A 14,622-nucleotide genomic window follows, 5' to 3' on the forward strand; every position below is an offset into this window, starting at 1 on the left:
TGAATGAATTGATTGGCAGAAATGTAAACGGTATCACGAGTAGGGTGAGAAGGGATTATGCTTTATATCTATTGTTGGCCCCATTCGTATTATGGTACTTCTTGTTTCAATATAAGCCGATGTACGGGTTAATTGTTGCCTTCCAGGAGTACAACTTATTTAAAGGAATTAAGGGAAGCTCCTTCGTAGGATTTGCAAACTTTGAGGTTTTTTTCAAAAGTCCTTATTTCTTAAGAAACCTGTCAAACACAGCTTTGATTAGTCTGTATGGTCTTCTCTTTGCATTTCCAGCGCCAATAATTTTGGCACTTCTTCTTAATGAGGTTAGAAAACTTTGGTTTACCAAAATCATTCAGACGATGACCTATATGCCGCATTTCATTTCCATTGTCATTGTCGCTGGGCTTGTAACCAACTTTCTCGCTCCAACAAATGGTTTTATCAACCTTCTAATTGAGAAACTTGGCGGGGACAAAATTTATTTTCTGACTATTCCCGAGTACTTCCGAACGATCTTTATATCGATGGGCATCTGGAAGGAAGTCGGCTTTGGTGCCATCATCTACATCGCTGCCTTATCTGGGGTTAACCCAGAACTGTTCGAAGCTGCAACCATGGATGGGGCGAATAAGCTGAAACGGATGTGGCATATATCCCTCCCCGGTATTTTGCCAACGATCGTCATTATGCTGCTGCTTCGAATTAGCAACTTTCTGGAAGTAGGACATGAAGCCATCATTTTATTATATCAGCCATCAACCTATGCAACGGCAGATGTGTTGAGCACCTATACCTATCGTTCTGGCTTAGTCCAAGGCAAATATGATTTGGCGACAGCAGTAGGCCTTTTTAATAACACGGTAGGTCTAGTTCTAGTCTTTCTGAGCAATAAAATCAGCAAAAAAATTACCGGCAACGGATTGTGGTAGGTGACCAGCATGAGACTCTCTAGAGGAGAAAAGATTTTCTCAATTATTAACTATCTGTTTCTTTCACTGCTTGCATTATCCACGATTTATCCGTTTATTTATGTCTTCTCTGCCTCTATTAGTAAGGCGCAGTATGTACTAAGAGGAGATGTCATTTTACTGCCTAAAGGGATCACTTGGGAGTCTTATAGGACGGTGTTGGCAGAGAAGGGGCTCTGGGTCGCTTATGCGAACACGATCTTTTATACGGTGGCAGGCACGCTCGTCAATTTGCTATTTACAACGATGGGGGCGTATCCGCTCTCGAAAAAAAGGTTAGTGGGCAGAACCGCAATCGGTTTCTTCATTGCATTTACGATGATGTTTAGTGCAGGGATGATTCCCACTTACTTGAACCTCAAGGATTTGGGCTTGCTCAATAGTCGAACAGGATTTTTACTCGCCTTTGCGATATCCACGATGAATGTCATTATTCTTAGAACGTTCTTGCAGGCCATACCAGAGGAAATGGAAGAGTCAGCGAAGGTGGACGGGGCTAGCGACTGGCGAATTCTTTGGAGCATTTATCTCCCGCTTTCTAAACCAGCATTGGCGACAATCGGTCTATTCTACGCAGTTGGGCATTGGAACTCCTATTTCTGGGCCATGGTGCTGCTAAAGGCAGAATCGAAAATGCCCTTGCAGGTATTGTTAAAGAAGTTAGTCGTGCAAATGGAAGTATCTGATGAAATTAAGAATTTGAGCGATTTAAGTGTTACAGCGCAGGAAACGGTTATCTATGCCACGATCATTGTAGCGACGCTGCCAATCCTCATTGTTTATCCATTCGTTCAGAAGTTTTTTGTTAAAGGGGTCATGATTGGCTCGTTGAAGGGCTAGCGCAATTCTGGGTCAAAGAAACAGGATTGTTAACTTATGGAACTACGTCGCATGACGTTTTTCTCATATATAATAAACATATAATGGGAGGTTTACGATCAATGATGAAGAGAAAAACACGCATGAACAAAGGGATTTCGTTGGTATTAGCTATGGGTCTTGCTGCTGGATTAGTCGGTTGCAGCACGAGCAACAACAGCAGTGAGTCACCTGCAGCAAGCAATGCTCCTGCAGCAACGCCAGAGCCGAAGAAATTAGCTGGCAGCCTGGTGAGCGAGAAACCTCTTGATCTGACTATACATATGCATTATGGCGATCGCTTCGCGTTTGATAATAATTGGGCGGTGTTTAAGAAGGCAGCCGAGTTAACGAATGTGACCTTAAAAGGCACGGGACCTAGTAGCGGTTCCAAAAGTGGTGAAATGTTCAACCTGATGATTGCATCCAATGAAGTTCCTGATATTGTTCACGGCTTCCGTGAGACGATGAAAACTTATGGCCCGCAAGGTGCTTTGATGGATTTAACAGACTTGATTAATAAACATGCACCGAACCTTAAGAAGTTTATGGAAAAGGACCCTGACTACGCAAGGTATGCGAAAGCTGCTGATGGTAAAATGTACTTCATCCCTTACGTCTTCGATGGAAGTGGTGTTAGTAAAGGTTGGCTCATTCGGAAGGACTGGCTGACGAAGCTTGGTCTTTCCACTCCGAAGACGTATCAGGAATATTATAACGTTCTAAAAGCGTTTAAAGAGAAAGATCCAAACGGCAATGGTAAAGCAGATGAAGTGCCGTACTTTAGCAGAGATACTAGTGGTGTGTATGATCTCCTTGTATTTTTCGATGCTACATACGGTGGAGATTTAACGCTCCAGTGGGCTGAATCCGATGGCAAACTGACATATGGACCTACACAACCACAGTTCAAAACCGCGATGACGAATATTGCCAAATGGTATAAAGAGGGACTTATTGATGTTGAGATTTTTACAAGAGGGGCCAAAGCTAGAGATGTTTTATTGGGTGAGAACAAAGGTGGATCTACACATGACTTCTTCCCGAGTACATTGAACTTTAATCGTTCTTTAGCTACGCAAATTCCAGGCTTAGAGCTAGCGGTCATTGCACCTCCTCAGAACGTAAACGGCAAGCATGTTGAGGCGACATGGCAACAAAAATTCGGTAATCACGGTTGGGGCATTGGCGCGAAAAATAAATATCCGGTAGAGTCCATCAAATACTTGGATTTCTGGTTCTCCGAAGAAGGCAATCGTTTAGCTAATTTCGGAATTGAAGGTCAAACGTATACCAAGGAAAACGGGCAAATCAAAATGATGCCGGAGATTATGAAAGGAACGCCTTTGGAAAATATGTATAAGTTCGGTGCCCAGCATGAATTCGGTTATGTGCAATCCCTGGAGTTCACGAAAGTAGTCTCTACACCAGATTCCATTGTAGCCGTTGATGATTACTCCAAGAACAAATACATGAAAAAACCATTTCCGATCTTAAATTATACAGCAGATGAGAAGAAGAAATTCGATCAACTATCGGTAGCCATCAACACATATGTAAGAGAAATGGTTCAGAAGTGGATTATGGGCGCAGAGGATGTCGAGAAGAGTTACGATGGCTTCATGAAGAAGATGAAAGATATGGGTGTAGACGAGTTGACGGCAGTTCAGCAAGCAGCTTACACACGTTATATGAAATAAAGGCTAGGGACATGATGGAGAAGGTGATGTAACTGGCTGGTTGGATGAACGTGAGAGATTTAGTAAGAGAGGAAATTCGGCAGAAGCGAGAAGAGGGCTGCGAAGTTAAGGAATTTGAAACACGATGGAAGGCATCCATGGAGTGGACGGAAGCTGAGCTGCAGGAATTCTACCAAGTCTTATCTCAGCTAAGTCCGCAGTCTGATTTCCCTTTCAACGAGCCGAATGACTTAGAGACCATCCAGCAGTTGAGACCGGAAAGTCCTATTAGAAGAATGCCGTCTTATACAGATGACAAGTGGCGGGATAAGTTCCTAGGCGCATGGCTCGGTCGGTGTTCCGGCTGTGCGCTGGGGCTGCCTTTTGAAACGGCTCCGTTTATGAAAGGGGATATCTGGCATCCTGGTTGGAAATACGTCGAGCTGTGGTTTAAAGGAGCGAATGCATGGCCTATCGTGAATTATGCACCCATCCACTCAAAAGTTGAAGAGAACTGGGAGATATCGATACGTCCGTCGCATTTGCCTGCGACTCTGGAACAAATCCAATTCATGCCGACCGATGATGATATCCGTTATACTGTACTAGGATTGGTCTTATTGGAACGCTATGGCTTGGAGTTTAACACCTGGGATGTGGGCAAGCTATGGCACCAAATGCTGCCCTATCAGTCGGTATGCACAGCAGAAACACAAGCGTATATGAATTTCGCTCATGTGACACATCATCTCGGTGCAGATCAGCCAGAGGACTGGCAGGAAAAGTTGAATTGGGTGAGGCATCATCAGAATCCTTACCGAGAATGGATCGGTGCACAGATTCGTGCAAATGGCTTGGCTTATGGAGCTGCAGGGAATCCGGCATTAGCCGCAGAATTAGCTTGGAGAGATGCTTCTTTCTCCCATGTTAAGAATGGGATTTATGGGGAAATGTTTGTTGCTGCAATGATAGCGGCAGCTTTTGTTGAAACGAATATCGAAAAGGTCGTTGAGATTGGCTTGAGTGAAATTCCGCAAACGTGCCGGCTGGCCCAGGATATTCGGAAGGCGGTCCAGATTGCCAAAAGCACACCGGATCAACAGAGGATGATTGAGCGAATCTGGATAGCGTTCAATCATTATCATGAGGTGCACACCAACAATAACGCTGCACTTGTAACAGCTGCACTTATCCATGGTGATGGTGATTTTACCAAGGCGATAACAACTGCTGTACTTGGAGGCTGGGATACAGATTGCAATGGCGCAACCGTAGGCTCGATCATGGGGGCATTCCTTGGTGCGAAAAACATCCCCTCCCAATGGACACAACCATTGAACGATACCTTGTATTCGAATCTTCCAGGTTTCCATCCGGTTGCGATATCGGAATGTGCCGAGCGGAGCTTTCGGGTGTTTAAGAAAATTAGATCAGAATTTAGTTCGGTAATTTCGGACTAATGGGGATCAGAAGAGGAACATATAATAAAAAAACTGCCTGTGCAAGCAGTATCCATTAACTTATCTGTGAAAACGCTTGCTTAAGCAGCTTCGTTGGTTCGAGATGGGTATCCGGTTATATGTTTCATACTCAAAAATTTATGGGAGGCTGATTTTAATGAAAAACATTTCCATTGCTTCATATTCATTTAACGGGCTGCGCAAAGAAGGCAAGATGGATCTATTCGGGTACTTGGAATCATGTAAATATCGATATGGTCTAGAAACCGCTGATATTTGGAACGGTATGCTGGTAAGCACGGAAGAAGACTATCTGCGCAAAGTCAAAGAAGCGCTTGAAGAGAAGGAGCTTAAGCTTGTGAATCTGTGCGTCGACTGGGCGGATTTGTGGCATGACGATCGGGAGCAGCGGGAGGAGCTGCGACGTAATGCGTTTGCTCATCTACGGGCGGCAGCGTATCTCGGAGCACGTACAATGCGCCTCGACTTTGGCGTACGTGATCAGACAGATTTAACGGAAGAGCAATTCGATTGCATCGTTTCCGGATATAAGGAGTACAGCGAATTTGCTTACAACGCAGGCTTCAAGGTAGGACCCGAAAATCATTACGGTGCTCAGCTGTACCCAGATGTGATGCAACGCGTTTCCGAAGCGGTAGACCATCCAGCATACGGGATATTGCTGCATTTCAATCGCTGGCGCAGCGATATCGAGAATGGTGATCGAAGAGTTGCCAAGTACATCATGCATACGCATCTAGACGCCAATAATATGGTGACTCGACTAGAGGAATGTCTTAGTATTTTGCGAGATGCCGATTACAAAGGATGTTTAGGCTTGGAATACAATGCACCAGGGGATCAATATGCCGAAGTGGAATGGCTGCTTTCCTCCGTTAAGCGTGCTCTAAAAACAAAGCAACAATAATTGAAAGGAGTACAACGACATGGGGAAAAAGAGAATCGGCATGATCGGCGTTGGACAAATTGCCAAAGGTCATTTGAAGCGATATGCAGAAATCGCAGATGTGGAAATTGTCGCAGCCTGTGATATTAATGAGACCGAGCTGGAGCGTGTCTGTTCGGCAAATCAAATTCTGAATAAGTATACCGATTTCCGTAAATTGCTGGAGCGCGATGATCTTGATGCCGTCGATGTATGCCTGCATAACAACTACCATGCGGCCGTAACGATAGCCGCGCTGGAAGCCGGCAAGCATGTCTATTGCGAGAAGCCGATAGCTGGCTCCTACACAGACGGAGTCAAGATGCTTCAGGCTGCGGAGGACACCGGTCGCATGCTGCATGTGCAGCTCGGACAGCTGTACACGAAAGAGACAAAGGCTGCGAAGCTGCTCATCGAAGACGGCAAGCTGGGCCGGTTGTACCATGCACGCTCGACAGGATACCGTCGTCGGGGTCGTCCTTACGTCGACGGCTATGGTACGCCGACATTTGTGCGCAAGCAGGAATCTGCAGGTGGAGCACTTTTCGATATGGGGATCTATCATATTTCACAAATGCTGTACTTGTTGGGTCAGCAAAAAGTGGAGCGGGTGAGCGGGAAAATATATCAGGAAACCGACATGGATCCGAAGCGTCGTGAGGAGAGCGGCTACAATGTAGAAGAGCTAGGTCTTGGGTTCATCAAGTTCGCTGGTGGTGCCTCACTGGATATTATCGAGGCTTGGGCGATTCATATGAACGAATTCGAGGGTAGCAGCATCGTAGGATCGCAAGGAGGAATTCGACTGTCGCCATTCAGTTATCATACGACGCTCAGCGATTTGGAGATCGATTCTACCGTGAAACTGGATGCGATGGATTTCCGCCGTCACAAGCTATTTGAGAATGAGGATGCTTACGATTCCTCGCAGAGTCATTGGATTGCAGCTCTGCAGAGTCGCGTACCGCTGCTTCCGACGGCGCAGCTTGCTTTGCAGACGATGCTGATCAGCGAAGGGATTTATATGTCCGATCGATTAGGTCGAGAAGTTGGAGCGGACGAAATCCTCGCTGAATCCAAATCTACGATGATCCCAATCTAATGGCATCCAAACTTGAAAAGCAATCAGCACCAGGGCCCGCGTCGATGTCGGTGCTGAAGAGCAACCATTTAACTAAATATGCCATGCACCTCTATATTTTGCTGTACTATATGGCGGTTTCTTCTTATCAACCATTTTTGAGTTATTGGTTCTCCCAACAGGGCTTGAGTAACAGCCAAATTGGTCTTTTATATTCACTAGGACCCATGATCGGACTCGCGGCTCAGCCAGTATGGGGGCTACTAAGTGACCGATTTAACATTGGCAAGCGATTAGTCTTGGCTAGTCTTTTATTGACTCCCCTCGTTGCCTTCTGTTTCCTGCTGGCTGGGGATCGGTTTTACTTGTATATCATCGTGTCCGCCTTTTACACGTTCTTGTTCTCCGTTGTTCGACCGAATATGGAACAGCTGACTGTAGGTCATGCCAAGGCGCATGGACAAAGCTACGGTAACATCCGCGTGCTAGGGTCGATCAGCTTTGCGCTTGCAGTGACGCCATTAGGCATCTTGTACAATACATATGGCATTAATACGATGTTTGTCGTCCATATGCTCATGATGGCGCTCTCGTACGCTGCGCTGCTAATCGTCAAGCCGGTAAGCTCCGGGACACCGCAGACGAAAGCGATGGCTTCCGGATTTCGGCAGTTAATGGGAAATCGCAATTTTATCTTATTTCTTGTGTGTGCGTTTCTACTTGGCATCGCAAGCAACTTTTACAATGTATTTTTCCCTATGCTCGTCAGCGAGCTGGGGGGTGCAGTATCACAGAACATTGGCCTGCTCAATACGGTTTCGGCAATCAGTGAGTTACCTTTCTTAATTTTATCGGGTTACTTGCTTAAACGATTTGGTTTTTTCAACATTCTCGCTTTATGCGCTCTCGCAGCCGCTCTGCGCTGGTTCGTGATGTCTCTAGAGCCAACGTTCGGTTGGCTGATTATAAATCAAGTACTGCACGGCATAACGTTTGGACTATATACAGCGGCTGGTATCACTTTTATTTATGAAATGACTCATGATGGACTTAAAACGACGGGACAAACGATGTTTGCCGTTATTTCAGTCAATTTGGCAAGCCTGATATCCAGCAACGGTGGGGGCTGGATCATAGATCGTTTTAACTTCAATACTTTGTATGCAGTGGGATCGTTATTAGCTCTTGTTGCGGCTCTAATGTTCGGGTACATGTCTGTGATGCATCACAGAGAACAGCGCAATTGGCTGAATCACATGAATGAGGAGGATAGTCAACAACATGGCTTATAGGGAAGAAAGCAAACGTTGGCAGGGCATGTGGATCTGGGCCAATGGCATGGAGCGAAGCAGATCAATAAGAGACCATGAACTCGTCTATTTTCGACGTGAATTCGAGGTTGAAGATTCTTCAGATGCTAATCTCATCGTACAAATATCAGCAGATAGCCGATACCGTCTTTATTTAAATGGAGAGTCGGTCTCCGTTGGTCCTTGCAAAGGGGATACCTGGAATCATTATTATGAAACAGTTGATCTGACCGATAAGTTAAAACGAGGAAAAAACGTGCTGGCAGCAAAGGTACTGCACTATTACTACGCATCTCCGTGGCATGGCGAGGGTAAGGCGGGGCCAATGTCTGTAACCCGTGCCGAGTTAGGTGGTTTCTGGTTGGATGGGGCATTGGTTAAGAGGGATGAAACCCTCGTAACTTCACTGCATACGGACCACCAATGGAAATGCATGGAGGATCAGGGTTTCCATCTTGAGCCTACGAAGGTAACTTCGTGGCTGGGAGGCTTAGAGCGTGTCGAAGGCCAGTACCTGCCACATGGCTGGCAGCAGATTGCCTACCATGACGGTGATTGGAAACCAGCAGTAGCCTTTATGGCCACGAGGGATAATTGGGGGTTGTTCCAGCCATGGAATTTGAAAGCAAGGCCAATTCCCCCGCTTTATGAAACGGATACTGACTGGGCAAAGCTTGTACGGGTCGAAGGGATCGAAGCTGAGAAAGTGCAACGGCTGATTGAAGGTTTAGATGTCTTAACCGTACCAGCTGGAGGCAAGGTATGGGCAGAGTTCGATGTGGGCATGCTCGCAACCGGCTATATTCAGCTTTCGATGGGTGGAGGAGGCAGCAGCCTAATCCGCCTACTTTGTGCAGAATGCTATGAACCCCTACCGTCGATGTCTGGTAACCGAGAAAAAGGAATTCGCGATCAAGCTGAAGGTGGCTGTTTGCTGGGCGAATACGATCAGTATACGGTGGCTGGAGTTGGAACCGAGCAAAATCCAGAGATTTATGAACCATTCACGTTCCGTACGGCTCGTTTCGTACGGCTTGAAGTGCATGCTGGAGATGCACCAATTCATCTAATTGGGATTACATTCAGGGATACGGGGTACCCACTTGAAATAGAAGGGGCTTTCGCTTGTTCGGATCCAGAGCTGAATCAAATATGGGAAATAAGCCTGAATACGCTACAAAGGTGTATGCACGAGACTTATGAGGATTGCCCTTATTATGAGCAGCTGCAGTATATCATGGATACCAGGCTGCAAATGATGTATACCTATCAGTTGTCGACAGATGATCGTCTGCCCAGGCGTGCGATGTTCGATTTCCATAGCTCCAGACTGCCATCAGGCATGCTGCAATGCCGATATCCGTCCATGGAGCCGCGCGTAATTCCTTCATTTTCGCTATATTGGATTCATATGCTGTATGAGCATTATATGTATTTCGGAGATCTGGAATTACTTCAGTCGTATCGGGCGACGATGTCGGATCTGCTGCAATGGTTCGACAACTTGCTGACACCTGAAGGAATAATAGGGGCTACACCAGATAAGTACTGGGCTTACATCGATAATGTGAAGGACTGGACTTCGGGCTCCCCTGCAGGTAGAGAAAATCCGCCGCTTACGATCCTAAGTCTCATGTACGCTGCAGCACTTGAAAGAGCGGCAAAGCTTTACGAATGGACGGGGTGGCAAGATGCAGCACGGGAATGCCTTGAAAAACAAGAGCGAGTCCATGAGGCTGTTCGCAAGAATTGCTGGTCACATGAGCGTAAGATTTTTGTCGATATACCGAATACAGAGAAAACCAGCCAGCATGTGCAGGTCTTGGCGGTCTTATCAGGTGCGGTCAAAGACGGAGAAGCTCGTGAGTTGATGCTCCGAATACTGGCTGACAAATCGCTGGATAAGGTATCTACACCTATGTCATTTCAATTATTCCGAGCCTTAGAAATGACTGGTTTGTATCAACATGCCCACAAGCAATGGGACCGTTGGAGAACCTTTCTTAGCCAGCATTTGACGACACTTCCTGAGATCGATCATAAGTCTCCACGAAGCGACTGCCATGCTTGGAGTGCGTTGCCGCTATCTGAATATGCCATGATGGTGCTTGGTGTACAACCGACCGAACCTGGCTTTAATAAAATTAGAGTCGCGCCTCAGACAGAGGGTTTGACATGGGCTAAAGGTACGGTGCCGACAGTGAATGGTCCTGTTCATGTGGAATGGTCGATTGAAGGTGGAGACCATTTCCGTATCTGCCTCTCAGCTCCATCGGATATACCTGTCGAGCTTAGGCTTCCCGACGGGACAGAAATAGCAGTAGATGAGTGTCAGTCCTATGAAATTTGGTGCAAATTAAGTGAGTAAGCAGATACAAGTGTATGTGATTACACGAGGGGACGATTGTGGTCTTAATCGAGCTACGAACGAAGCCCTCCTTGAGGCTTGTCACAGAGGCATCCTAAAAAACGTTTCATTAATGGCGAATGGTCCCGCTATCGAGGAAGCTGCCCAGCTGTTCGTAGGTCATGATGATATATGTTTTGGACTTCATTTAACCTTTAATTCCGAGTGGGATCAATTGAAGTGGGGACCGATCCAGTCGAGAGAGCAAGTGAAATCGCTTGTAGACTGTGATGGTTACTTTTACCCTACAACGGCATTGCTTCAAGCCAATCATCCACAGCTGGAGGAAGCCATGAGTGAAGTGCAGGCGCAGTATGACCGACTCCGTGAGTTAGGTTTTCACATTTCCTATGTAGATGAGCATATGCAATTCGGTCTTGTCATTGAAGGTTTTACCGAGGCGTTAGCGGCTTGGTGCCGGCAAGAGGGGTTGTTTTATTTTCGCTGGATGGACCGTCGGTTACCTAGGAATGGAGGAAGCTCCGATAGGGTTGACAATCTGATAGCGTCTCTCGAGGGAGTCGCCCCTGGTTGCTACACATGGGTAAGTCATCCTGCCTACAGTTATGAAGATATGCGCCTGCTCGGCAATCAACGTTCTCCTTGGGACAAGGTGGCCTTTGACCGTAGTTGGGATCGGGAGCTGTTACTGAGCAAACGTCTTATGCAATACTGCTCTGAGCAAGGCATTCAGCCTATTCGGTATGACGAGCTAGATAAATTTCTATAACCCTTGCTTACACCAAAAAGTTTTTAAACCGCTGATCCGACATGAGAAGTCATGTTGGACCAGCGGTTTTTTGTTGTTACGTATATAAGGCTTGTTTCTTGAATAGATATGTGTAAAGTGACCTGCATGTCCAGCCAAGAATTGAATGAGCCAAGGGGATGAGAATAGATCATGAAACAAAAAGATCAGGTTATCGCAATTCTTGGGATTGGCACAGCTGTGCCTGAATTCCGTCTAGATCAAGCAGATACTTCACAGCGATTAACGGACGCCTTACGTGACAATCCTAACTCCGCGCGTTGGGCGAAAAAAATTTTCAAGCAATGCGGCGTAGAAACCAGATATACGTGTGAACCGAACCTGCTGGAAACAGCAGAGAATTGCCGATATTTTTCACAAAACAATGACCAAGCACCATCGACTTCTGATCGAATGGCGACGTACAAGCGCGAGTCTGTGCCTTTAGCTTTGCAGGCGGCTAACAGAGCATTGGATGATGCTCAAGTAGACGTGTCTGACATTACGCATCTGATCACCGTAAGTTGTACGGGTCAGTTCCTGCCAGGACTCGATGCTGCGTTGACGCATCAGTTGGGACTAGCCGCCAATGTCAATCGAATTCCATTCAATTTCTTAGGATGTGCGGCTGGTTTGAAGGCTGTTTGTTTGTCCCGCCAAATCGCCTCCAGCCTTCCAACAGCCAAAATACTAGTAGTCTGTGTTGAGCTCTGTACACTTCACATTCAGCCTTCTAGTGATCGTGAGGCTCTATTTGGTGCTTCCTTTTTCGGAGATGGTGCTTCTGCTTGTGTAGTCGGTGTCAGTAATGATCAGCAGCATCCCATTTTTCAACTAGGGAACGATCATTCGATTCTATTACAAGATTGTGCGGATGAAATGAAATGGGATGTGGGAAATCACGGCTTTGATCTGTATCTGTCCCCGAATATTCCTAAATTAATTGGGACATGGATTCCCGAACAAATAGAGCATCTGCTGTCCGGAGGTCCGCGACCAGATATTTGGGCGATTCATCCTGGCGGTAAAGGGATTATTGATACCTTAGAGGAGGTTTACGGATTATCAGCAGATGAAACGCATCCGAGCCGAACCGTATTGCGCAATTTTGGCAATATGTCCTCTGCAACGATTCTTTTTGTATTAGATCAAACTAGGCAGGAACTCGCGAATCGCGGAGCTGGACCAACAAGTGGGATATCCCTTGCATTCGGACCAGGACTTACTTGTGAGATGATTCAAATTACTTATTTGGGTATGCCTGTCCATGATGAAAAGAAGTTAGATGAAACCTATGTTTAAAGGGCTCAAACAAAGGGCTGTGCAGCATGAATTAATGGATGACTTTTCCTCAGGTGGCCCCGAACTTCGACAAGCCCTGCAGCATTTGCGCCTTCTTAATCGTATTTTTGGTGCTGCAGGGCCTACTTTATTTGGCTTTAAGCGTCTCTGGCTACAAGCAGGCAAACCCCGCACGTTATCGATTCTGGATGTTGGATCTGGCTCTGGAGATGTTAATCGGCATCTTTTGCGCTGGGCGGATGAAAATGGGGTAGCGCTTAGCATCACGTTAGTTGATATTACCGAGGAAGCTTGTGCGGAAGCAAGAGAGCTATTCCGCAGCGAGCCACGTGTACGTGTCATGCGAAGCAGCTTATTTGAACTTCCAGAAAATGGGGTCGATATTACGACCAGCACACAATTTGTGCATCATTTTAACAATAATGAACTTCCTCAAGTTGTCGGATGTATGCTGAAAGCATCGCGGCTAGGCGTCGTTATTAATGATATCCACCGGCATTGGATCGCTTGGGCGGCAGTATGGGTTACAGCACATCTCATCTCCAACAATCGATATATTCGGAATGACGGGCCTCTGTCGGTAGCGAAAGGCTTCCGTGCAGGGGATTGGATGTCCCTTCGTAATGCGATGGGCATCTCAAATATGTTGGTTTCTTGGAGGCCTTTGTTCAGATATGCGGTTGTGATTGAGAAAAAGGAGCAAGCCTGATGATTCACACCTATGACGTTGCCGTGATTGGTGCAGGTATCGCAGGCAGTGTGATGGCGAAGTCCTTAGCTGATCACGGCTGGAATACCGTGTTGTTCGATCGCAAAGCATTCCCAAGGCATAAGGTTTGCGGAGAGTTTCTGTCCCCTGAATCCCTCGCAATGCTGAAAATGCTTGGACTGCGTGAGGCAGTTGCTGCCCTAAAGCCAAGTAAGATCAAGCAGACAAACTTGATTCTTAGCCGAGGTAAGCAACTTCAGATAGCTCTTCCGGGAACAGCTTGGGGAGTAAGCCGATATCAGCTGGATACGGTTCTTCACCATGCCGCTTTGCGCTCAGGTGTGCAGGTGCAGACTGAAACTATGGTAAGTGCTGTACAGCCTGTTGAACGGGGATATGTGATTGAGACGAAACAGCAAGGAGAAGCTCATGTGTATCAAGTGCGGGCTGTGATTGCTGCTTGCGGTGCGATTGGCTTAAGCACACTGAACAAGCATCACCAGCGAGATGTTGTGAAATCGATCCCAGGAACACATCTAGGCGTGAAATCTCATTATGAAGGGATCGACATGCGTGGGGTTGTTGAGCTCTATTTCTTTGAAGGCGGTTACCTAGGTCTATCGCCAATTGAAGAGGGACGGGTGAACATGGCCGCTTTACTGGAGCGAGGAAAGTTTCCGGATGCTGAGAAATCTATTCTCGGGTTGATTGATGCGGCAAGCGCTAGACATGGTAAGCTGTCTGAGCGCCTATCGTCTGCACGACCAGTTCCTGGAACACAAGTGGCTGTTTCGCCTGTAAAGCTAACGAACAAACCTATGGCATGGAATGAAATGCCTTGCCTTGGAGATGCCGCCATGATGTTACCGCCGCTTTGCGGTGACGGGATGTCGATGGCGCTGCGATCAGCAGCGCTCTGTGCGCCTTTGGCCTCACGGTATCTGAAGGGGGATATCACCTTAGCGGAGTGGGAACTGTTGTACACGCAAGCCATTCATCGGGAATTCAAGGGCCCCCTGAAATGGGGCCATCTGTTGCAGGGACTGTTACGTGTGCCGTATTTACCCAACATGATGTTTGCTGCAGCAAAATACACACCACGATTAGCTGAAAAATTGGTTAGAGCGACTAGGCTTAACGAATCTGAGTTCTAA

The 14,622-nt window shown here is 46.7% G+C and carries 12 protein-coding genes; all 12 read left to right on the forward strand.

The features are described 5' to 3' along the window. The first annotated feature begins 8 nt into the window (after positions 1–8). Positions 9–929, forward strand: coding sequence for an ABC transporter permease (locus tag AC58QM_RS12205; RefSeq protein ID WP_497284230.1), 921 nt, complete (start codon positions 9–11; stop codon positions 927–929). A gap of 9 nt (positions 930–938) precedes the next feature. Continuing rightward, positions 939–1,808: a carbohydrate ABC transporter permease gene (locus AC58QM_RS12210; protein ID WP_497284231.1), complete on the forward strand. Its 870-nt coding sequence runs from the start codon at positions 939–941 to the stop codon at positions 1,806–1,808. Between the two features lie 101 nt (positions 1,809–1,909). Then, a complete protein-coding gene (locus tag AC58QM_RS12215) occupies positions 1,910–3,526 on the forward strand; it encodes an extracellular solute-binding protein (protein ID WP_497284233.1) in 1,617 nt (538 codons plus the stop codon). A 32-nt stretch (positions 3,527–3,558) separates the two neighbouring features. Beyond that, positions 3,559–4,965, forward strand: a complete 1,407-nt coding sequence (locus tag AC58QM_RS12220; RefSeq protein ID WP_497284471.1) for an ADP-ribosylglycohydrolase family protein — start codon at positions 3,559–3,561, stop codon at positions 4,963–4,965. Positions 4,966–5,122: 157 nt separating this feature from the next. Next, positions 5,123–5,893, forward strand: a complete 771-nt coding sequence (locus tag AC58QM_RS12225) for a sugar phosphate isomerase/epimerase family protein (protein WP_497284235.1) — start codon at positions 5,123–5,125, stop codon at positions 5,891–5,893. A 19-nt stretch (positions 5,894–5,912) separates the two neighbouring features. Beyond that, positions 5,913–7,013 carry a Gfo/Idh/MocA family protein gene (locus tag AC58QM_RS12230; protein WP_497284237.1) on the forward strand — a complete coding sequence of 367 codons (1,101 nt, stop codon included), beginning with the start codon at positions 5,913–5,915 and terminating at the stop codon, positions 7,011–7,013. After that, a complete protein-coding gene (locus tag AC58QM_RS12235; protein WP_497284239.1) occupies positions 7,013–8,284 on the forward strand; it encodes an MFS transporter in 1,272 nt (423 codons plus the stop codon). The genes AC58QM_RS12230 and AC58QM_RS12235 overlap by 1 nt, the downstream gene beginning before the upstream one ends. Beyond that, positions 8,274–10,670 (forward strand): alpha-L-rhamnosidase-related protein, encoded by a 2,397-nt coding sequence (locus AC58QM_RS12240; protein WP_497284240.1) that lies wholly within the window; start codon positions 8,274–8,276, stop codon positions 10,668–10,670. The genes AC58QM_RS12235 and AC58QM_RS12240 overlap by 11 nt, the downstream gene beginning before the upstream one ends. Next, complete coding sequence (locus AC58QM_RS12245) at positions 10,663–11,439, forward strand: carbohydrate deacetylase (protein ID WP_497284241.1); 777 nt, start codon at positions 10,663–10,665, stop codon at positions 11,437–11,439. Before AC58QM_RS12240 ends, AC58QM_RS12245 begins: the two co-directional genes overlap by 8 nt. A gap of 171 nt (positions 11,440–11,610) precedes the next feature. Continuing rightward, complete coding sequence (locus AC58QM_RS12250) at positions 11,611–12,759, forward strand: type III polyketide synthase (RefSeq protein ID WP_497284243.1); 1,149 nt, start codon at positions 11,611–11,613, stop codon at positions 12,757–12,759. Further along, complete coding sequence (locus tag AC58QM_RS12255) at positions 12,752–13,468, forward strand: methyltransferase domain-containing protein (RefSeq protein WP_497284473.1); 717 nt, start codon at positions 12,752–12,754, stop codon at positions 13,466–13,468. The genes AC58QM_RS12250 and AC58QM_RS12255 overlap by 8 nt, the downstream gene beginning before the upstream one ends. After that, positions 13,468–14,622, forward strand: a complete 1,155-nt coding sequence (locus AC58QM_RS12260; RefSeq protein WP_497284245.1) for an NAD(P)/FAD-dependent oxidoreductase — start codon at positions 13,468–13,470, stop codon at positions 14,620–14,622. The genes AC58QM_RS12255 and AC58QM_RS12260 overlap by 1 nt, the downstream gene beginning before the upstream one ends.

The organism is Paenibacillus sp. J22P165 (assembly GCF_059692015.1).